This is a genomic window from Bifidobacterium callitrichidarum, assembly GCF_003129905.1.
GTDB lineage: Bacteria > Actinomycetota > Actinomycetes > Actinomycetales > Bifidobacteriaceae > Bifidobacterium > Bifidobacterium callitrichidarum.
This window is the reverse complement of sequence record NZ_QFFM01000032.1, coordinates 15,418-36,106: the sequence shown is the minus strand read 5'-3', so window position 1 is coordinate 36,106 and position 20,689 is coordinate 15,418. Positions and strand designations below refer to the sequence as shown.

Here is a 20,689-nt window from a genome sequence, read left to right as displayed (position 1 = left end):
AGGACCGATACCGTTCGCGCTCATTCCCGATGAGGCACCACCACACCCTACGCGCTCAAAAAACGTGAGGCACGTCGCCTGCATGCGACATATCCGGCGGAAGGACATAATGGGAGCATGCCTATCAAGATCCCCAGTGGCCTGCCGGCCCGTGACATCCTCGACTCGGAGCGTATCTTCGCGCTTGAGAAGCCCGAGGCGGAGCGTCAGCGCGTCCGCCCGCTCAAACTGGTGATCCTGAATCTCATGCCCAAGAAGATCGAGACCGAGACCCAGTTGCTGCGTCTCGTTTCGAAGAGCCCGTTGCAGGTGGAAGTGGACTTCATGAAGACCTCCACCCACGAGGCCACGCACGTCTCCGCCGATCATCTGGTCAAGTTCTACGAAACGCTCGACGCCTTCCGCGACAACTACTACGACGGCTTCGTGGTGACCGGCGCCCCCGTGGAGCACATGCCGTTCGAGGAGGTGGACTACTGGGAGGAGTTCAAGACCATCCTTGACTGGGCCTCCACCCACGTGTTCTCCACCATGTATCTGTGCTGGGGTGCCATGGGTGCACTCTATTACCGTTACGGTGTGCGCAAGGTGGACTACCCGCAGAAGATCTTCGGCGTCTTCCCCCAGTACCTGCAGGACGAATACTGCTTCCTGACCAATGGCTTCGACGAGATTGCGCTCCAGCCGCATTCCCGCCTCGCCGGCGTGAACGAGGCCGATCTGGCCCTGAAGAAGCAGGAACTTCAGGTGCTCACCTGGGGCCCGCAGTCCGGCCCCGGTCTGGTGGCCACGCGCGACTTCTCCGAGGTGTTCGCCTTGGGCCATTGGGAGTACGGCAAGTACACGCTCGCGGAGGAATATGAGCGCGACATGAAGAAGGGCATGACCAACGTGCCGTTCCCGCAGAACTATTTCCCGCACGACGACCCGTCCCTGGAACCGCTGTTCAGCTGGCGCGCGCACGGCAACCTGCTATGGCGCAACTGGCTGAACTGGGTGTACCAGACCACGCCATACGACCTGACCGAGGTGCCGCAGCTCAGGGCCGAGAAGAAGCTGGGCACGGATCGGTCGATTCGTCATCTGCCCGGCGGCCCGCGTAAGGACAACTTCGCGCCGTTCATGCATGACGGGTATGGGGTGATTCAGGGGAAGTAGCGCTCCCTTCGGCCGATGTCGGTTTGACGGAGCCTTGTTTTTTGCGCTTTGCCGGAATTTGCCGCGTCGCGGTCGAGGGTGTCCACGAATCGGACAGGAAAAATGTTGGTTCGTCGGTTCGAAATTGACCGCAACTCGGACACTGACATGTCCATTATGCGGACTATCGAATGAACGAAACCCGGCACCTCGCACGCAACCGTCTAATACGGAATCGAAAGATAACAAAACCATAAATCCCTTACGGCAGTAGGGCTCAGGCCGGACACGCCCGGTGGGCGTTGACTTTGTCCCAACGCAGGCCAATAATCACCTTTCAGTCATTCGGAGTCGAATGCCCAGCGTCGACTCCAGTCCACGCATGGCATACCCCGGAGTGGAATGGCGAAAGTAACCGCAACGTCACATTCGGCCATTCCGCTGGTCTAAACTGACACCTGACATTGAAGAAGCAGGAGGCGTGAGAATGAACGATGCCCTTTTCAGCGGGCTTGCTTTGGCCGCGGATGGTCCGGAATTCCCGACCACCGACGACTTCCTTCTTCCCCAGATCATCTTCCCCGGCACGCCGTTCGCCATGGACCGCATCATCATGGTGCGCGTCATCGCCACGGCGATCATGCTGGTGGTCCTGGGCGTCTCGGCCGCACGTGCGAAGCTGATTCCCGGTCGTTGGCAGGGCGCCATCGAATGGGTCATCGAGTTCGTGCGTGACCAGATCGTCTATCAGGTGATGGGCAAGGAGCGTGGCCAGCGTTATCTGCCGATGATTACCACCATGTTCTTCACCATTCTGGTGTTCAACCTGTGCGGCATCATCCCCGGCTTCAACATCGCAGCCACCGCCACGATCACCATGCCGCTGGTCTTCGCCGGCTGGTGCTTCGTGCAGTACTGGATCGCCGGCGCACGAGAGAAGGGTCTCGGCCACTTCCTCAAGGACGAGCTCTTCCCCAAGGGCGTTCCGGCTCCCATCTACATCCTGCTGACCCCGATTCAGCTGCTCGAGCTGCTGGTGATCCGCCCGGTCTCCCTGACCCTGCGACTCTTCGCCAACATGGTGGCCGGCCACATCACCGTGGCCGTGTGCCTCGCCGCGACCCAGTGGTTCCTCATCGAAATCCCGAACAAGCTGTGGTCCATCCTCGGCGTGGGCACCTTCGCCGCCGGCCTGGCCATGACCCTGTTCGAGATCCTGGTCGCCGCCCTGCAAGCCTTCATCTTCGCCATGCTGACCACCGCATACATCAACATGAGCTACCCGGAGGCCGAGTGACCGCAACCGCTTGAGCACGCGCCCGAACACCGGGCCGCTCGCGGAACGCATCGCTCCAAACCACAAGATTTTCAATATTTCCTTCGTATAGAAGAAAAACCAGAAAGGAAAAACCCATGGATATCATCACCCTCGCTGAGGTCGCTGGTAATCTCAACGCAATCGGCTACGGCCTGGCCGCCATCGGCCCTGGCATCGGTCTGGGCATCCTGATCGGCAAGACCATCGAAGGCACCGCTCGTCAGCCTGAGCTCGGCGGCCGTCTGCAGACCCTGATGTTCCTGGGTCTGGCATTCGTCGAGATTCTGGCCCTCCTCGGTCTGGTCGCCGGCTTCATCTTCCGTTGATCGTTGCCGTTGCGCCGCATCCGTACGGCGTGATGGTGCAACGGAATCGTGAATGACAACGGAAACGAAGCAATGAAAGGAGAACGACAATGACTTTCGCGGAGCAAGACGGAATCAATCTGTTCATCCCCAAGGTCTACGACATCGTATGGTCGCTGATCATCCTGCTGATCATCGCGGTGTTCTTCTACAAGTTCTTCATGCCGAAGTTCCAGGCCGTGTTCGATGAGCGCGCCGCCAAGATCGAAGGCGGCATCGCCAAGGCCGAGCAGGCTCAGAAGGACGCCGCCGAGGCGAAGGCCAAGTACGAGGCCCAGCTGAGCACCGCCCGCGTGGAGGCCGCCAAGATCCGCGACGACGCCCGCGCCGAGGCATCCCACATCGTGGCCGATGCCCGTGCCCGCGCCGAAGCCGATGCGGCCCAGATCACCGCCAACGCCCAGCGTTCGCTGAAGTCCCAGCAGCAGCAGGCCATGGTCTCGCTCAAGGGCGAGGTCGGCGCGCTTGCCACCGCCCTGGCCGGCAAGATCCTCGGCGCCAAGCTGCAGGACAGCGACGTGCAGTCCTCGATGATCGACTCGCTGCTCGACGACCTGGACGCCAAGAAGTGACTGTGAACATCGTCAGGAACATCCGTAACCAGAAAGGGAGGTGACCATGCGAGGAGAGGCATCTCGTATTGCAGACCGCGAGTCGCGTGACTCGCTCGCCCCGAAGCTGCGTGACACCCGTGAGGATGCATGGCGGATCGGCAACGAACTGTTCAAGATCACCGGTGCGCTCGACCGCAACCTTCCGCTGGAACGAGCGCTGACCGACCCCTCCAGGCCGGTGGCCGACAAGATCGCGGTGCTCAAGGAGCTGTTCAAGGGCGCGGAGCATCCGATGACCCTGGAGATCATGACCGATCTGGTCTCCCGTCGTTGGAGCCGTGCGCGAGACATCGCCAACGCGGTGGAGGACTTCGGTGTGGACGCCATGATGTACTACGCCGACGCCACCGACGCCACGCTGCAGGTGTCCATCGAGCTGTCCCAGCTGCACTCCGCGCTGCTGACGCTGCCGGTCGTGCGTGCCAAGCTGTACGACGACCAGGCCACCAGCGAATCCCGCGTGAAGCTGTTCCGTGAGATCTTCGACGGCAAGGGCCTGAACAAGATCACCATGCGCCTGGCCGAACACGCCACCTGCAACCTGCGTCGCCGCCGCTACCTGGAGACCATCCAGTGGCTCATCAACAAGTTCTCCCGCCACATGGGCGAGTCCATGGTCACCGTGACCACCGCGACCCCGCTCAAGAAGGAGCAGATCGAGCGACTGACCAAGGTCTACTCGGCCAAGGCCGGACGTCCGGTGCACATCAACTCCGTGGTGGACCCGAGGGTCCTGGGCGGTATGCGCATCCAGGTCGGCGACGAGGTCACGGACAACACCGTGGTCGCACAGCTGCAGAACCTGCACCGTACCGTGAAGGCGGACACCAACTGAGCGGACCGGCTCCCGGCCCATCCGCGCAGCGGAACACAAGCAAAGACTTGACTGAACAATAACCAATAGAAGGAGTGATCATGGCAGAACTGACCATCGATCCCGCCTCGATTCGCAAGGCCTTGGACGACTTCGTCTCGTCCTACCAGCCGAGCGACACCCCCACCCAGGAAGTGGGATATGTCGCCACGGCAGGCGATGGCATTGCCCACGTGACGGGATTGCCTGGTTGCATGGCCAATGAGCTGCTGACGTTCGAAGACGGCACGCTCGGCCTGGCGTTCAACCTTGACGCCCGTGAAATCGGCGTGGTGATTCTCGGCGATTTCGCTGGAATCGAGGAAGGCCAGGAAGTGCGCCGTACCGGCGAAGTGCTCTCCGTGCCCGTCGGCGACGGCTATCTCGGCCGTGTCGTCGACCCGCTGGGCAACCCGATCGACGGCCTCGGCGAGATCAAGAGCGAAGGCCGCCGCATCCTCGAAGCCCAGGCTCCGGACGTGATGCACCGCCACCCGGTCGACGAGCCGCTGTCCACCGGCCTCAAGGCCATCGACGCAATGACGCCGATCGGCCGCGGCCAGCGCCAGCTCATCATCGGCGACCGCCAGACCGGCAAGACCGCCATCGCGATCGATACCATCATCAACCAGAAGGCCAACTGGGAATCCGGCGACCCGAAGAAGCAGGTGCGCTGCATCTACGTGGCAGTGGGCCAGAAGGGCTCCACCATCGCCTCGGTGAAGCAGAGCCTGGAAGACGCCGGCGCCATGGAGTACACCACCATCGTGGCCTCCCCGGCTTCCGATTCCGCTGGCTTCAAGTACATCGCGCCGTACACCGGCTCGGCCATCGGCCAGCACTGGATGTACAACGGCAAGCACGTGCTCATCGTCTTCGACGATCTGTCGAAGCAGGCCGAAGCCTACCGTTCGATCTCCCTGCTGCTGCGTCGTCCGCCGGGGCGTGAGGCCTACCCGGGTGATGTGTTCTACCTGCACTCCCGTCTGCTCGAACGCTGCGCCAAGGTCTCCGATGACCTCGGTGGCGGCTCGATGACGGGTCTGCCGATCGTCGAGACCAAGGCGAACGATGTGTCCGCCTACATCCCGACCAACGTGATCTCCATCACCGACGGCCAGATCTTCCTGCAGTCCGACCTGTTCAACGCCAACCAGCGTCCTGCCGTGGACGTCGGTATCTCCGTCTCCCGAGTCGGTGGCGCCGCACAGACCAAGGCTCTCAAGAAGGTCTCCGGTACGCTGAAGATCTCCTTGGCGCAGTACCGTTCGCTGGAATCCTTCGCCATGTTCGCCTCCGATCTGGATGCGGCGTCCAAGGCCCAGCTGACCCGTGGTGCCCACCTGACCGAGCTGTTGAAGCAGCCGCAGTTCCACCCGTACTCGATGGAGCAGGAGGTCGTGTCCGTGTGGACCGGCACCCATGGCAAGCTCGATGACCTCGAGCTGGCCGACGTGCTTCCGTTCGAGCAGGGTCTGCTGGACTACCTCGACCACAACACCGATATCCTCAAGACCATCCGCGAGACCGAGGACTTCACCGCCGACACCGAGGCTGCACTCGGCAAGGCCGTGGACGCCTTCCGTGCCACCTTCGTCACCTCCGCCGGCAAGCCGCTGGTGGAGAAGAAGCCCGACACGTCCAAGGCCGCTCCGGTCGAGCAGGAAAAGATCGTGGCGGGAGAGAAGTAAGCCATGGGCTCGCAACTCGCATTGAAATCACGCATCCACTCCACCGAGTCGTTGGAGAAGATCTTCAACGCCCAGGAGATGATCGCGTCTTCGCACATCGCCAAGGCCCGTGACGTGGCCCTGAACGCGAAGCCGTACACCGATGCGATTTTCGATGCCGTGCAAGCGTTGGTGGCACATACCCATATCACGCATCCGATCGCGGTGAAGGACGAGAGCAACCCGCGCGTGGCTGTTCTCGCCCTCACCTCGGATCGTGGCATGGCCGGCCCGTACACCTCTTCGATCATCCGTGAAACGGAATCGCTGCTGGCCCGCCTCGAGGCGGATGGCAAGCAGCCGGAGCTGTTCGTGTACGGCCGTCGTGGTTCGACGTACTACAAGTACCGCAACCGCGACGTCGCGGCCACATGGGAAGGCGACACCGACCAGCCCGGCGTCGAGATCGCCGAGACGATTTCCAACACACTGATGGACGCCTATATGAAGCCGGCGGAGAAGGGCGGAGTTTCCGAACTCTACATCGTCTTCACCGAGTTCATCAACATGGTGGTCCAGAAGGTGCGCGTGCTGCGCATGCTGCCCGTGGAGATCGTGGAGAACGAAGCCAAGGTCCCGGACCCGGAGAACGAGAAGGCCGCGGAGGACATCTCCCCGCTGTACTCCTTCGAGCCGAGCCTGGACGAGGTGCTGGACGCGATTCTGCCGAAGTACGTCCAGTCCCGTATCCACGAGTGCCTGCTGACCGCCGCGGCCTCCGAGACCGCAAGCCGCCAGAACGCCATGCACACGGCAACGGACAACGCACGCAATCTGGTCGACGACCTCACCCGCAAGCTCAACGCTTCGCGTCAGGCCTCGATCACCCAGGAACTTACCGAAATCATCGGCAGCGCTGATGCGCTGAACACAAAGGAAGAGTAGGAACGCACTATGGCTGAGAATCAGACCACTGTGGCTTCCGAGACCAACGGCGAGCCGGTTCACGGTCGCGTCACCCGAGTCCAGGGTTCGGTTATCGACGTTGAGTTCCCGGTCGGCCATATGCCCGACATCTACAACGCCCTCCACGTGACCATCGTCAACACCGGCGCCAAGGAGGAAGGCGAAGCCAAGTCGACCGAGATCACCCTTGAGGTCGAACAGCACCTCGGTGACTCCACCGTGCGCTGCGTCGCCCTGAAGCCGACCGACGGCCTGGTGCGCGGCGCCGCCGTGTACGACACCGGTGCCCCGATTTCCGTGCCGGTCGGCGACGTGACCAAGGGCCACGTCTTCGACGTGTCCGGCAACATCCTCAACAAGAAGCCGGATGAGCAGATCACCGTCACCGAGCGCTGGCCCATCCACCGCAACCCGCCGGCCTTCGACCAGCTGGAGTCCAAGACCCAGATGTTCGAGACGGGCATCAAGGTCATCGACCTGCTGACCCCGTACGTGCAGGGCGGCAAGATCGGTCTGTTCGGTGGTGCAGGCGTGGGCAAGACCGTGCTGATTCAGGAGATGATTCAGCGCGTGGCCCAGAACCACGGCGGTGTGTCCGTGTTCGCCGGCGTCGGCGAGCGTACCCGTGAGGGCAACGATCTGATCGGTGAGATGGACGAGGCCGGCGTGCTTGAGAAGACCGCCCTGGTCTTCGGCCAGATGGATGAGCAGCCGGGTACCCGTCTGCGCGTGCCGCTGACCGCACTGACCATGGCCGAGTACTTCCGTGACGTGCAGAACCAAGACGTGCTGCTGTTCATCGACAACATCTTCCGCTTCACGCAGGCCGGTTCCGAGGTGTCCACGCTGCTGGGCCGTATGCCTTCCGCCGTGGGCTACCAGCCGAACCTGGCCGATGAGATGGGCGCCCTGCAGGAGCGCATCACCTCCACGCGAGGCCACTCCATCACCTCGCTGCAGGCCATCTACGTGCCGGCCGATGATTACACCGACCCGGCCCCGGCCACGACCTTCGCCCACCTGGACGCCACCACGGAGCTTTCCCGTGACATCGCATCCAAGGGTATCTACCCGGCCGTGGACCCGCTGAGCTCCACCTCGCGAATCCTCGATCCGCGTTACGTGGGCCAGGCCCACTACGAGTGCGCCAACCGCGTCAAGGCGATTCTGCAGCGTAACAAGGAGCTGCAGGACATCATCGCCCTGATCGGTATCGACGAGCTCTCCGAGGAAGACAAGACCACCGTGAACCGTGCTCGCCGCATCGAGCAGTTCCTCGGCCAGAACTTCTACGTGGCCGAGAAGTTCACCGGTCGCCCCGGCTCCTACGTGCCGGCCGACGAGACCATCGAAGCCTTCACCCGCATCTGCGACGGCGTGTACGACGACGTCCCGGAGCAGGCGTTCTCCGGCATCGGCGGCATCGACGACCTCGAGGAGAAGTGGCACAACATGCAGAAGGAACTTGGTGAGTGATGGCTGAATCGGAAAAGACCACGATGAAGGTCAACATCGTCGCCGCCGACCACCCGGTGTGGCACGGCGAGGCGTCGAGCGTGACCATCCCCGCCTCCGAAGGCGGCATGGGCATTCTGCCGGACCATGAGCCTGTGCTCACGGTGATCAAGCAGGGTACGCTCACCGTGGTTGAGCCCGATGGCGTTCGCCACATGTTCGAGGTGACCGACGGATTCATCTCCTTCGACTCGAACAAGCTCACCGTGGCGGTCGAACGCGGCCACGACGTGCAGTACTCCGGTCAGGAGTGAGTGTCGCTCGCTTGAGCTTCCTTTGAGCCGTGTCTTGGCTCGTAAGGCTCCCTTTGGGTTTTCCCGAAGGGAGCCTTTTCGTTTTTTCTGGCTCCTCTCACTGAGGACATTGCCGTGAAGCAAACAGCAGAGCTGTTTGTAGGCGATGTGCGAGACGACAGTCGAGCCAACAAAACGCGGACGAAGTTCGTCATTAATTGCAGGACGAGCTGTCAGCGTAGCTGACTGAGGGGAGCCCGAAAGAGACTTGTTATGCGGCATCGTTACAGTGGTGGCCTATGCGAATCATTGTTGCCGACTGTTCCGCCGAGTATTCCGGCCGACTCAACGCCTCGCTGCCCCCGGCCAAGCGCGTGCTGCTCATCAAGGCCGATTCCAGCCTGCTGATTTTCTCCGAACTGGGCTCGTATAAGCCGCTCAACTGGATGGCGGCACCGTGTACGATCCGCGAGATCACGCCGGAGACGTCTGAGGCTCCCGAGGACGATGCGTCGTCCGATGCCCTGACGAGCGGGGGAGCGGGGGCCGATGCGGATACCTCGTCTTTGGAAGAGTCCGTTGTGGCCGAAGGGGCGGCTGCCGACTCCATTGAATCCGCCGAACACGTGGAAAAGGTGCTGCGCGTCACCTCGGACAAGGGCTTGGATGTGCTGGAGGTCACGCTGTACCACGTCTACTCCGACCAGTCCTATGACCTGGGCGTGGATCCGGGCCTTATCAAGGACGGCGTGGAGGACCATCTCCAGCGGTATCTGGCCGAGCAGATCGAACGCATCGGCAAGGGCGCCAAACTCGTGCGCCGCGAATATCCCACGGCCATCGGTCCGGTGGATATCATGGCCATCAACGCCGACGGCGAGCATGTGGCCGTGGAGATCAAGCGTCATGGCGGCATCGACGGCGTTGAGCAGCTCACGCGCTACTGCGAGCTGCTCAACCGCGACCCGCTGCTGGCTCCGGTGCACGGCATCTTCGCCGCGCAGACCATCACCCCGCAGGCCCAGGTGCTTGCCAAGGACCGCGGCTTCACGTGTCTCATCCTTGACTATGACGACATGAAGGGCACCGAGGACGATTCGTTGAGACTGTTCTGATATGACTTGGCCCCCTCTGACGAGGGGGCTGTCAGCGAAGCTGACTGGGGGAGAGATCGCGACGCAGTCGCCGGAATGAAGGAATCGGCCTATGACCGATGCTGTTTCCCGCGGCAAGCCGCCGCTTCTCTCCCCCAGTCTCGTTTCACGAGACAGCCCCCTCGTCAGAGGGGGCCAAGTCCTATCAGAACGGATCAGTACGTGGCGAGGATGTCGACCACGAAGACCAGCGTGGAGTTCGCCGGGATCGAGCCGGTGGCCTTGTCGCCGTAGCCGAGGTCCGGCGGCACCACCAGCAGCACCTGGGAACCGACGGTCTGGCCGGCCAGACCCTGGCTCCAGCCCTTGACCACGTCGCTCAGCGCGAACTCGGTGGCCTGGCCCTTGTCCCAGGAGGAATCGAACTGCGTGCCGTCCAGCAGCCAGCCGGTGTACTGCACCTTGACCGAGCCGGATTCCTTCACCTTGGCACCGGAGCCCTTGATGAGCGGCTGCACCACCAGTTCGCTGCTGCCCTTGTATCCGTTCATGTCAATGGAGGGCTTGCCGTTCTTGGCGCGCGTGACCTTCGGCAGGTCGGCGGGCACGTCCTCGACCTTCTCGCCGGTGGCCTTGGTGTAGTCCTTGGACTTGGAGACGAAGGTCATCGCGAGGATGTACGAGTAGCCGGACGAGTTTTCGTCGTTCACGCCGAAGCCGATGGTGGTGTTGAGCTTGGCGCCCTTGATCTGGTTGTAATACGTGGAGTTCAGCGTGGAGGAATCCACCACCATCGAGCAGTCGGGGGTGTTCTTGGTCCACGTGTCCATGAGCTCGGTGCCGTCCTTGACGTTCAGCGCGATGCCCTGGGAGCACACGCGGTCGCCGTCCTCGATGACGTCGCCGTCGCCCTTCTGCAGCACCACGTACGAGCCGTCGGACACGGTCATCGGGGCCTTGAAGGAGATGGTGGGCTTCTCGCCCAGCTTGCCGGTGGCGGTCACGCCGGCGATCTGGTTCTTCTCCGAACCGGAGGACGAGGAGGAGGAAGAAGACGAGGACTTGGACGAATCCTTGGAGTCCGAGGAGGATGAGGACGACGAGCAGGCGGCCAGCGAGACGCACATGATCATCGAGCAGGCGAGGGCCGCGGACTTGGTCAGGAAAGAGACCGTATTCTTGGTCAGGGAAGACTTGCGCATGACACACCACCCTACCGGCAAACCCTGATTTTCAGCCTGTTTTGAGTAATCAAGAGGTGAAGATTGTAGAATGGGAACGTTATGAGTGCTGAAGAACAGACAACAGAGCCGAACCAGGACGCCAAGCCAAAGCGTCCTACTCGGCATGCCACAATCATGCGCGGCGTGGTGACGCCCATCTTCGGACTTCTTGCGGTGGCCTCGATCGTGCTGGGGGTTTTGAATGCCACGATCTGGAAGCCGTCCACCGAAATCACCGCTTCCGCCAGCATCACCGGTTCGCAATACATCATCACCGATCCGGGCGTACTTGACCTGCTCGACCAGAACACGACGCTGACCGTGGAATCACGATCCTCATCCGGCCAGACGTGCGTGGCGCTGGGCCCCGCCAAGGATGTGACCGGCTGGGTCGGTTCGGACGCATACCAGCGGATCACTGGGCTGAGCTCGTGGACCACGCTGAGCACCGAGCGTGCCGGCTCCGGCTCGGGCAGCTCGGATAGTTCGTCGTCCGATTCCGATTCGTCCGGTTCGTCCGATTCATCCGCCAACGCGACCGCCGAGGTGGCGTTCAAGGACTCCGACCTGTGGACCTCCGTCAAGTGCGGTACGGGTTCCGCCACGCTCAACGTGAAGAAGGCCACCGGCTCCACCGTGGCCATCGTGGACCTGGGCGAAGGCAACGCGGACGCCACCGTGAAGCTCAACTGGGTTCGTTCCGAAGTGCCGGACTTCGCCATGCCGTTCTACCTGTCCGGCGGACTGCTGGCCATCATCGCCGTGCTGTGCGCCTCCGTGTTCGCCATGCCGCCGCACAAGCGCCGCAACAAGCGCGTGATCGAAGGCGTGGCCCATGAGGTCGTGGAGGCCGGGCTGTCCTTCGCCGAGCGTGCCGAACGGGCCGCTTCCGGAGCCGTGGCCCCGTCGTACCCGGCTTCGGGCGATGCCGCCGGTCGCAAGCGTCGTCGTCACGCCTCGCATCGCCGCGGCGCCACGCCGGCCGTCAGCGAGCAGTCCGGCACCGACGAATCCGTCGCACAGTCGCCCACCATCATCGATCCCGCCTCCCGCAACCTGGTCGCCGACCAGCAGTCCGCGGCACCGGCCGCATCCGACCAGACCGGCGCATCGCCGCTGCCTGCCGTCAACACCGATGCCGAATCGACTTCGGTGATCACGCCCGACGAACTGCAGGCGTACTTCTCCCGCTTGGCCCAGGAGGTCAACAACAGCGGTGATGCGAACGGCGATGGACAGGAGGAGAACCGATGAGCAAGACGAATACGTTCGCACGTGCGCCATTCGCGCGGTGGGGCAGGCTCGCCGTCGCCGCGCTCGCCGTCGCCGCGATGGTGACCCCGTTGGCCGCCTGCGAAGGTCAGCTGCCCACGCCGGTGGCCGATTCGTCCACCCAGGCCACGCCGGACCTGACCGAAGCGCAGGAGAAGAAGATCCGACTGGCGATTCTCGACGGCATCGACGCGGCCGATCAGGCCAAGAGCGTGGACCAGCTCGCTGCCGTGATGGGCGGCCCGCAGCTGGAGATCCGCGGCAGCCAGATCACCGTGGCGCAGAAGACCGGCTCCCTGAGCAAGTTCGCCGTGATCCCCAAGGACGTGGCGCAGGTCGTGATTCCCACCGATGACGGCTGGCCGCGCTCGGTGTTCACCATCACCACCACCACGTCGGACCAGCAGTCCAAGCGTCTGCTGGTGATGAACCAGGCGTCCGCGCGCCAGAACTACAAGCTGGTGGCGATGGCCCGCCTGTTCGAGGGCGCGCAGCTGCCCAAGTTCGAGATTCCCACGCTGGGCTCCAAGCAAGGTTCGGCCAAGGACAGCGGCCTGGTCATGACCGCCGCCGACGCGCTGACCCAGTATGCGGACGTGCTGCAGAACGGCTCGAACAGCCAGTACGCCTCCAAGTTCGCGGACGACCTGCTGCGCCAGAACCTGGCCAAGACCGCCGCCGACGTGCAGGCCGGCATGGAACGCAACAACGGCACCCAGCAGCAGACCTTCGAGGCCGTGCCCGACCAGATGTGGGTCATGCGCTCGGCCGAGGGCGGCGAGCTGGTGGTGGGCCGCATCAACTCCGTATGGGTGCGCAAGGCCGGCGACGGCCGCGAATCGCAGCCCGCCTCGGACGACGAGAAGGCCTTGTACAACAGCGACAAGTACACCAGCACCATGCAGGTGACGTACGTGAACGTGGTGGCGCTGTACATCCCCAAGGCCGGCGGGGCCGACGCGCAGGTCACCGCAGTGGGCGCCGACCGCCAGCCGGTCAAGGTCGAAGCGCTCTGAGCGTATCCGCCGCGTACTTGCGGTGCCGGAACTACAATCGGTTCCGGCACCGTTTTTGTATTTGTAAGCATTTGTGGAGGCAAGTATGGCTGATCAGCAGTTCCATCCCGGAGTGTCCCTGGCAGGGGCAGTGGATCTGGAGGCCCTCAAGCATCAGGTCAAGGCCGAACCGGGGCAGGCGGGCGGCGCTCCCGCGGCCGGCGGCTATGTGATCGACACCAACGAGAACACCTTCCAGGCCATGGTGCAGACCTCGGCCACGTTCCCGATCCTCATGCTGCTGTGGGTGCCCACGGACGACCGTCTCTTCCCGATGGCCCGCGCGCTGGGCGACGCGGTGAACGCGCTGGACGGCAAGATCCAGCTCTCCCGCATCGACATCGCCTCGAACCCGTCCATCGCCCAGGCGCTGCAGGTGCAGGGCGCGCCCGCGCTGTTCGCGCTCATCGGCGGCCGTCCGATGCCGCTGCTGCAGGGGTTGCCGGGCGACGACGAGATCAAACAGCTGTGCGACGAGGTGATTCCGAAGATCATCCAGGCCGCCGCGCAGGCCGGTGTGAGCGGCACCGCCCCGTACTCCGGCGACCCTGATTCGGATGCGGCCAAGTCCGCCGGTGCGTCCGGTGCCGCCGGTGCGGGTGCCGATCAGGTGCCGCCCGAGCACGCCGAGGCCCATCGTCTGGCCGAGGAGGGCGATTACGCCGGTGCGGCCGCCGAATATGCTCGCGTGCTGGAATCCGACCCGCACGATGCGCTTGCCGCTCGCGAACGCGCCAAGGCGCTGTTGCTGGCCCGCTCCGGCCAGGCGAACGTGCGTGAGGTGCGCGCCGCCGCGGCCGCCGCCCCGGACGACGTCGAGGCGCAGCTGGCCGTGGCCGACATCGACATGATCGGCGGCCAGATTCAGGACGCCTTCGACCGTCTGCTGGACTTCCTCGCCGCCGGGCACAAGGCCGACCTGGACGAGGTGCGCAAGCGTTTGCTGGAGTACTTCGCCATCCCCGAGCCGACCGATGAGCGCCTGAAGCGCGCCCGTCGTCGCCTCGCCACGCTGATGTACTGAGGCGTGTCTTCCGGCTGTGCCGTGCGATGGGTTCCCTTCCTTGAGGACATTGCCATGGAAGCATGGGCTCCCCTCTTTGAGGGGAGCTGTCGCGTAGCGACTGAGGGGAGTCCCCGGCCGGCCTACGCCATCCGGTTCTTTCCAAAATACGGCTGGAAGTGAGGGCCGTCCTTGGCCAGCTCCCTCTCGAAGTCATCCCTCCATTCGCCGAACGGCCGCTCGGCGAGTCCGTCGTTGTTGAACCGAGGCTGATCGGTGATTTCGGTGATGCAGAACTTCGGAATCGTCAGATTGGTGACGGGTGTGGCGCGCTCGGCCTCGGCCACCACGAGCGGCGCGTTTGGGCCGCCGAACACGTCCACGCTCCAGCCGTCCTCCGCGATCCACACGGAATAACGGTTCTTGATGACCACCCTGCCGCCGCGCTTGACGAGTTCGACCGCGATGCGCGTATCGATCTCGCGCTCCACCTCATAGCGCGTGCCGCCCACGGACGGGCCTTTGACGGTGACGTATGCCTCGGAGAAGCGCTCGCGGTTGTCCTCCAGCACGGCGATCGGGTCCAAATCGGGCGTCATATCCATCTGTATGCTGTGCGAGAGCAGCCGCACGCGCAAGGCGTAATTGTCGGTGTACACGTAGTAGCTCTGAATGATGAGCGCCGGGGCATCGCCGTCGTCATATTCCGCCGGCAGTTCGCGGCAGAAGAAGCGGCGCTCGTATTCGAAGTCATCTGTAGGTTCCGACATAGCCCCATTGTAGGGCGAAGCGCGGGGATTTGCGGGGTTTGCAATCGTTGTTGCAACGGTTTGCAGTCGGGGCGTGCCGGCGGGCCTATTCCACGCGGTGGTTGGCGCTATCTCGTGCTGTTCTGCGCGATGGGCCTCGTTGAACCTGTGAAATCACTGCGAATGGCGGACCGGTGGGTGCGGGCCGGCCGGGCGTGGTGTACAGTAGTGAAGTTGTCTGGGTCCGTAGCTCAGTGGATAGAGCGTCTGTCTCCGGAACAGAAGGTCGAGGGTTCGATCCCCTTTGGGCCCACTCTAAGGGGTTCTGAATTATATTCAGAGCCCCTTTTCTATACGCAAAACCGTTATTTTTATTGGGTTTATGGGCTGTTGTGCGGTATCATAGTAGATGACGGTTTATGTCAGAAAACGACGGATTATGAAACACTTAGGTACATTCTTAGGTACATAGGCCGGAGGTGTGTATGACTGTTAAAACATCCAAACGCGCCGCAAGAGGTTCTAACTCGATTAATGGCCGTGGCGGTATATCAAAGATAAACCGAAACGGAAAGCTGACTGGGTATCGAGCGAAGGTGCTTGACCCCAATAGGCCCGGTAGGTACATTACGAAGTCTTTTAAAGTCGGACAAAAAGAGCAAGCTAGCAGTTGGCTGAAGGAAGAGATTCGTCGTATGGATGAGGCGGCGTCTCTAGGACTGCCGTATGTGCCATCAAAGCAGCGCAAGGAGCTGGAGCGATACAAGACGGTAAGATTCAAAGATTTCGCTGAAGGATATCTAGAAGGGTACCGAAATGCCGCTACCGGTGAAGCCGTTCGCCCTGACACAATGCGAGCAAAGAAGACAGCGGTAAAACACCTAACGGATTTCTTCAAAGATATGCTGATACGCGATATCACAAGTAAAGATATTCGCGCATGTTCTGAATGGCTGGAACAATATGGCCCATTTGCTCGACAGCGCGCCATGAAAGAAATGCGTACCATTATGCGTAAGGCTCTATTGGAAACCGAAGAGCGGCCGGCGTTGATCTCTAAAAATCCCTGCGAAGGCATTCCTCTTCCCAAAGTGCCTGATAGCGAACAAGCGAAGATTCCCGTAGCTACGAAAGATGAAATAAGGGTGATATATGAGAGTATGCCCGAATATTCAAGAATTGCAGTCTACTTGGGCGCCGCTTTTGGTTTGCGTATCAGCGAGGTCTGTGCATTACGAGTATGCGATATAGATTTCAAACATGGCCTGTTGCGCGTTCGCCATAGCCTAGGGCGTGGAGAAAATGATACAGGGCCATTGCGTCTTGCGGATACAAAAAACGCTGCATCTAATGATGCTATGCCCATTCCTGAAGGAATGGTGAACTTGCTGAAAGAACACGTAGAGAAGTACGCGAACGCAAGCAGTCCGGAGGCGATGTTGATCTCGGCTAAGCGGTCTTCAATATTAAGCCCGAACACCCTTCGAAAGCAATTTGCCGAAGCGCGTGAAAAGGCTGGGCGTTCCGACTTGCATTTTCATACATTGCGCGCCACGTATGATACTCAGATTTCGCGCGATGCAGAAAACGCAAAAGACTATATGGCTGCAACGCGCCGACGTGATGTAGCCGTAGGGGTAAAACATTATCAGCGAGCAGACAAAAAGCGAGTTCGAGAGCTGGGGAATAAGGCATTTGAAAAACTTATTGAGCCGAAGCGTACTGAAGAAGTCGTGCGCAACGAATTAAATAAAGTAATTGCTGAGTTGGAGCAGCTAGACTCCAAAAGGCAGATATTGGAAGCCGAGCTTGCAACGTTTTCGCAATGATGTTGCGTTGTGGGAAGGATATTATGGGCCATGGCATGGCGAATCCAACGATCTGAAGACGCTAAAAGCTATATCACGGAAGCGAAGATACAGAAAGCAGTTCTTTATAGAAAATACGTCAGGAATAAAAAACTTGCCTTGGAAGCTTGTTTCGGGGCTAGTAAGAGAGAACTTGCAATTCATTTAACTGAACTAACTGCGCCGAAGCAGGTTAGGGAACTGGTGAAAAATAGTCGTACACGGTTGGATAACACTTTTGAAGATGGGGAATGGCATACCGACCGTGTAAGAAAAAGTGGGCGAGCATTTGGAGCCAGACGAAGAATCTGCGTGACGGGGAAAGAAACCCCCGCTTATGCAGAATGCTATTTTGTCATTGAAGGCGTAGATGAAATGTCGGGTGACGAGCATATTGATATTTGTCCAAATGACAAGAACAATGAGTGGATTTCGGTTTCTCTGACAGAGATATTAGCCAAGTTGCACTAATCTTCGTACATTTGTGCTATTATTCACATAGCTTCCCCGATACTACCTAGAGGCATGGTATGAATTCTCCATGTGACCGGTGCTGGTATTCCACTGGTGCGGAGGGGTAAAAAACATTGTGAGTTGCTACGCAGTGATGGCATGATCGGAGTATCATGAGCGTCAGCGTACGCAAAGATATTAATATTCCAAAAGTACTCACTATCGCAGAAACTGCAAGCTTAATGCGTTGCAGCAAGCGGCACGTGCAGCACTTGATGTATTCAGGAATCCTGAAGTACTACAAACCTACGCCAAGACGAGTCCTAATTGATCTCGAATCAGTTGAGGCATTATTTGCAGTCCCGGCAAACGCAGCCGTGCTGAAGGATAGTGCAAAATGAGAAACCCCAACATGATTAATGTCGGGGCGGGGAAGTCAATTACCATTCTAGGCGAGAATTTCGCCCCTAATGCGCCCGGCTACGTGCTTCAGGCCACCACCGACTATCTACTGGAGGCCGCCTATGGCCTCTACAAGCTGACCGTCACCCACGACGCCATCGGCACGGCCCGCTGCCTGACCATGTGCTCATATGCTACATGGATTGCACCAACTTCAATAGCGTTCACCGCTAAAAACAACGATCTCCCCGCCTTAAGGATGCTGCAAGCCGCCATGCTGCTGTGCGCCGACGCCCGGACAACGCTCACTACCGGCCCATTTCCAAAGCGCGGTCACAAGCTTATCCGCACCAACCAAACCGACGTGATGATCGACAGCGTGCTTACGCTCGGCTTACTGCCGACCCGCAACCGGCAAGACCTCCATTGCATACGGCAACGCATGGCAGCGAGCGCCCGACTTTTGAACTATACGGGTGACAACGTCCTGAAGTTCATCGCAAATCAGGCGGGTGCGCCTTGGGATGAGATTGCGGCGGCGCTCGCCGACGGGTGGAAGGTGGTGGCATGATCGAGAATACGACCGTAGATATGGGACCGGAGGACGACCTGTTCGGCGCTACTTCGCATAATGTGTCCAATGCGTCCTACCCGACCGAAACGTCCAGCGATGGTGGACAGAGTTTCGACCCCAGCAGAATTGCCGACCGTATATTCCGCATGCTGAAGAATCACGTGGGCACATCGGACGACAATCTGAGGATACTTGCCCTGTGGATTATGCACGCGCGAGTTTACCGCGAAATGTACACGACGCCACGCCTGTTGATTACAAGCATCATACCGGGTGCGGGCAAAACCACACTGCTGGAATGGATTGCGCACTTGTGTGCGAAATCTGAAATGCTGAGTGCAATCAGTTCGGCGTCCTTGCTTGCCAACTTGGCCGATCAGGGCTATGTGCTGCTTGTAGACGAGGCGGATAGGAGCTTGCGCAAGGATAACCCCCTGACTGCTGACTTCATCGCCGTAGTAAACACCGGTTACAAGCGAGGAGGCAGCCGTACTGTTCAGGAACCGGATAAGAATCACGGTTGGAAGGTGGTACGTAAGAGTACCTATGCGCCTGTTGCATTCGCAGGCAATAACCCTGACCTTTCGGCGGATACAAAACAGCGGTGTATCCAAGTGTTCCTCTATCCGAACGACGAGGTAGAAGAAACTGACTGGGAGATAATCGAGAATGATCAGGAATTTCTTGACCTGAAGCGCGATCTGGACAATTGGGCGGCAATCGCGAAAGAGTCTATCAAGCTGCGTCCTATATTGCCTGATATCGTCAAGGGACGATATAAAGAAGTATGGCTACCGCTGGCCCGCATTGCTCAAACGCAATCCGGCGAATGGCTTGACGTAGTGCGCCGCTTGTCCGCCGAGTACGTGGAACAAGCCAAAATGGATGCCGACATGGGGCTTGCCAATGATTCGCCGCACATTCTTCTGCTGAAAGACATCGCGAGATTGTGGGCGAGTCAGTGGGCTTCAATGCCATTTGTCGGTTCACAGCAGATGTGCGATGCCCTTGCAGCTAGTAATCCGAAGCAATGGGGCAGCGAACAAGTAGGAAGTTTCGGGCGTCTGACCACGAAGCGTTTGGCATCGATGTTGAAGAAGGCCGGTGTAGAAGCGAGCCGCAACCGTGGCCATACCAAACGTGGTTATCGGTTCTCGGCGTTTTCTCAAGCGTGGAAGGCCCTGAGAATATGGGAGACGTTGAAACTAGGGCCACCGAGGCCGAATGCGCTGGACGTTGTGGACATGTCGAACACTTTTAGAGAGGGGGTAAACAAAAGTCAGCAACCCGAACTGCCGGACGTTTTGGCCGGAAAGGACGCATCGGACACTTTATATGAGAGTAAGGGCTCCAATGCGGACAGGCCCTCTGATGTGTTCGAGTCTTCCGCCGATGCGACGCCCGACTTGGAGCAATGGGCCGCTAGCCTGATTACCACCGCCGATGTGAAGAATTGGGCCGCGCTTTCGATAGCTCAGCTGTTCGCTATTCGCAAGGTTAAGAACACCGGGCTGTGGCTCAATAAAACCTCCGACGAACTAACGAAGCGAGGTGTGAACCTATGAGCATAGTGATATTTGCCGCTTGCATTCCAAGCGGAGAAAGGCGTAATAATGACGGACGACGATGATAACAACAACGCTGGTGACAGGGACGAGCTGGGCAGGTTCGCGCAAGGCAATCACCCGGTGACGGGTTTTCATACGAACCCGGAGCGGCGTAATACGTTCCCCACCAAAGGCCGTTCCTTTGAGCTGACTGCGCGTCGTTATCTCGATATGACTGACGAGCAATTGGCGAACGAAATGGAGAAGGTCGAGCGTGGTGAATTGACGCAGGTTCAGCAGCTTGTTTTGCAGTTGCTGGCGAGCGCCAAGGATGGCAGTAATCCCGTGCAGCAGCTTAAGGCGTTGCGTGAGCTGTTGGATAGGGCGGAGGGCAGGCCGAGGCAGGCCCTCGATGCTACGGTGGGGCAGCCGGAGCCGCCGCAGGTGAATATCACGTTCGCCTGACGGCCGTTCAGGCGTGGAGATCGGGCCACGGCTCGGGTAGCAGGGCGTCGATTGTCACGTCCAGCACCTGAGCCACGGCCATCACGTTCATCAGGCTCGGATTGGAGGGCGTGCCGGGCCGTGACTCGCCCTTTTCCAGTTGCTGGTAGGTGAAACGCGAGAGATTGGCGTTATAGGCCACGTATTCCTGACTCAGGTTCATGCTGACGCGGCGGCGCTGGATACTTAAGCCCAGCCTCTTGGCGTATTCGGGCCAGTCCGCTGGCGTCTGGGTGTGTGGCATGTTGCCAAGCTATGTTTGTGCCAACTAGACTATAGCCTTACCGGTAAAGCA

Annotated in this window: 22 protein-coding genes and 1 tRNA gene; 20 read left to right on the top strand and 3 right to left on the bottom strand. The window is 60.2% G+C overall.

The window, feature by feature from the left end; genetic code table 11:
* Positions 1 to 117 precede the first annotated feature (117 nt).
* The 10 genes from DF196_RS11795 to nucS all read left to right on the top strand — a co-directional run bounded on the left by DF196_RS11795 (position 118) and on the right by nucS (position 9,786).
* Positions 118 to 1,158, top strand: coding sequence for a homoserine O-succinyltransferase (locus tag DF196_RS11795; RefSeq protein ID WP_109057997.1), 1,041 nt, complete (start codon positions 118 to 120; stop codon positions 1,156 to 1,158).
* A 466-nt stretch (positions 1,159 to 1,624) separates the two neighbouring features.
* Positions 1,625 to 2,434, top strand: a complete 810-nt coding sequence (atpB, locus tag DF196_RS11790) for a F0F1 ATP synthase subunit A (protein ID WP_109057996.1) — start codon at positions 1,625 to 1,627, stop codon at positions 2,432 to 2,434.
* A gap of 116 nt (positions 2,435 to 2,550) precedes the next feature.
* The gene (gene atpE / locus DF196_RS11785; protein WP_109057995.1) at positions 2,551 to 2,781 is read left to right on the top strand and encodes an ATP synthase F0 subunit C; all 231 of its coding nucleotides are present in this window, start codon (positions 2,551 to 2,553) and stop codon (positions 2,779 to 2,781) included.
* Positions 2,782 to 2,870: 89 nt separating this feature from the next.
* A complete protein-coding gene (locus DF196_RS11780) occupies positions 2,871 to 3,392 on the top strand; it encodes a F0F1 ATP synthase subunit B (protein WP_109057994.1) in 522 nt (173 codons plus the stop codon).
* Positions 3,393 to 3,438: 46 nt separating this feature from the next.
* Positions 3,439 to 4,269, top strand: coding sequence for a F0F1 ATP synthase subunit delta (locus DF196_RS11775; RefSeq protein ID WP_109057993.1), 831 nt, complete (start codon positions 3,439 to 3,441; stop codon positions 4,267 to 4,269).
* An 80-nt stretch (positions 4,270 to 4,349) separates the two neighbouring features.
* Entirely contained in the window at positions 4,350 to 5,978 is a 1,629-nt protein-coding gene (gene atpA, locus DF196_RS11770; protein ID WP_109057992.1) for a F0F1 ATP synthase subunit alpha, read from the top strand.
* Between the two features lie 3 nt (positions 5,979 to 5,981).
* Positions 5,982 to 6,902, top strand: coding sequence for a F0F1 ATP synthase subunit gamma (locus tag DF196_RS11765; RefSeq protein WP_109057991.1), 921 nt, complete (start codon positions 5,982 to 5,984; stop codon positions 6,900 to 6,902).
* A 9-nt stretch (positions 6,903 to 6,911) separates the two neighbouring features.
* Positions 6,912 to 8,399 (top strand): F0F1 ATP synthase subunit beta, encoded by a 1,488-nt coding sequence (gene atpD / locus DF196_RS11760; protein WP_109057990.1) that lies wholly within the window; start codon positions 6,912 to 6,914, stop codon positions 8,397 to 8,399.
* On the top strand, positions 8,399 to 8,692 hold the full coding sequence (locus DF196_RS11755; protein WP_109057989.1) for a F0F1 ATP synthase subunit epsilon: 294 nt from the start codon (positions 8,399 to 8,401) through the stop codon (positions 8,690 to 8,692). The genes atpD and DF196_RS11755 overlap by 1 nt, the downstream gene beginning before the upstream one ends.
* A gap of 278 nt (positions 8,693 to 8,970) precedes the next feature.
* A complete protein-coding gene (nucS, locus tag DF196_RS11750) occupies positions 8,971 to 9,786 on the top strand; it encodes an endonuclease NucS (protein ID WP_109057988.1) in 816 nt (271 codons plus the stop codon).
* 194 nt (positions 9,787 to 9,980) lie between these two features.
* Here the strand turns inward: nucS and DF196_RS11745 are convergent, their stop codons facing one another.
* Positions 9,981 to 10,967 carry an FKBP-type peptidyl-prolyl cis-trans isomerase gene (locus DF196_RS11745; protein ID WP_109057987.1) on the bottom strand — a complete coding sequence of 329 codons (987 nt, stop codon included), beginning with the start codon at positions 10,965 to 10,967 and terminating at the stop codon, positions 9,981 to 9,983.
* Positions 10,968 to 11,048: 81 nt separating this feature from the next.
* Between DF196_RS11745 and DF196_RS11740 the strand changes: the two genes are divergently transcribed.
* The 3 genes from DF196_RS11740 (at position 11,049) to DF196_RS11730 (ending at position 14,339) form a co-directional block, all read left to right on the top strand.
* Positions 11,049 to 12,242, top strand: coding sequence for a hypothetical protein (locus DF196_RS11740; protein ID WP_109057986.1), 1,194 nt, complete (start codon positions 11,049 to 11,051; stop codon positions 12,240 to 12,242).
* Positions 12,239 to 13,276: a DUF8094 domain-containing protein gene (locus DF196_RS11735; protein ID WP_109057985.1), complete on the top strand. Its 1,038-nt coding sequence runs from the start codon at positions 12,239 to 12,241 to the stop codon at positions 13,274 to 13,276. The genes DF196_RS11740 and DF196_RS11735 overlap by 4 nt, the downstream gene beginning before the upstream one ends.
* An 85-nt stretch (positions 13,277 to 13,361) precedes the next feature.
* Positions 13,362 to 14,339 carry a tetratricopeptide repeat protein gene (locus tag DF196_RS11730; protein ID WP_109057984.1) on the top strand — a complete coding sequence of 326 codons (978 nt, stop codon included), beginning with the start codon at positions 13,362 to 13,364 and terminating at the stop codon, positions 14,337 to 14,339.
* Positions 14,340 to 14,461: 122 nt separating this feature from the next.
* Here the strand turns inward: DF196_RS11730 and DF196_RS11725 are convergent, their stop codons facing one another.
* Entirely contained in the window at positions 14,462 to 15,088 is a 627-nt protein-coding gene (locus tag DF196_RS11725; protein ID WP_109057983.1) for a CYTH domain-containing protein, read from the bottom strand.
* Positions 15,089 to 15,307: 219 nt separating this feature from the next.
* Between DF196_RS11725 and DF196_RS11720 the strand changes: the two genes are divergently transcribed.
* The 7 genes from DF196_RS11720 to DF196_RS11695 all read left to right on the top strand — a co-directional run bounded on the left by DF196_RS11720 (position 15,308) and on the right by DF196_RS11695 (position 20,355).
* A tRNA-Arg gene (locus DF196_RS11720) sits at positions 15,308 to 15,380 on the top strand.
* A gap of 172 nt (positions 15,381 to 15,552) precedes the next feature.
* Entirely contained in the window at positions 15,553 to 16,896 is a 1,344-nt protein-coding gene (locus DF196_RS11715) for a tyrosine-type recombinase/integrase (RefSeq protein WP_109057982.1), read from the top strand.
* A gap of 30 nt (positions 16,897 to 16,926) precedes the next feature.
* The gene (locus DF196_RS13310) at positions 16,927 to 17,385 is read left to right on the top strand and encodes a hypothetical protein (protein WP_146194752.1); all 459 of its coding nucleotides are present in this window, start codon (positions 16,927 to 16,929) and stop codon (positions 17,383 to 17,385) included.
* Between the two features lie 155 nt (positions 17,386 to 17,540).
* Positions 17,541 to 17,768 (top strand): helix-turn-helix domain-containing protein, encoded by a 228-nt coding sequence (locus DF196_RS11710; RefSeq protein ID WP_109057981.1) that lies wholly within the window; start codon positions 17,541 to 17,543, stop codon positions 17,766 to 17,768.
* Positions 17,765 to 18,340: a hypothetical protein gene (locus DF196_RS11705; protein ID WP_109057980.1), complete on the top strand. Its 576-nt coding sequence runs from the start codon at positions 17,765 to 17,767 to the stop codon at positions 18,338 to 18,340. The genes DF196_RS11710 and DF196_RS11705 overlap by 4 nt, the downstream gene beginning before the upstream one ends.
* Positions 18,337 to 19,908 carry a DUF3631 domain-containing protein gene (locus DF196_RS11700; protein ID WP_109057979.1) on the top strand — a complete coding sequence of 524 codons (1,572 nt, stop codon included), beginning with the start codon at positions 18,337 to 18,339 and terminating at the stop codon, positions 19,906 to 19,908. Before DF196_RS11705 ends, DF196_RS11700 begins: the two co-directional genes overlap by 4 nt.
* 48 nt (positions 19,909 to 19,956) lie before the next feature.
* A complete protein-coding gene (locus tag DF196_RS11695; RefSeq protein ID WP_109057978.1) occupies positions 19,957 to 20,355 on the top strand; it encodes a hypothetical protein in 399 nt (132 codons plus the stop codon).
* A 7-nt stretch (positions 20,356 to 20,362) separates the two neighbouring features.
* On the opposite strand, the gene DF196_RS11690 is transcribed toward DF196_RS11695, so the two are convergent.
* Entirely contained in the window at positions 20,363 to 20,638 is a 276-nt protein-coding gene (locus DF196_RS11690) for a helix-turn-helix transcriptional regulator (protein WP_109057977.1), read from the bottom strand.
* Positions 20,639 to 20,689: the final 51 nt, after the last annotated feature.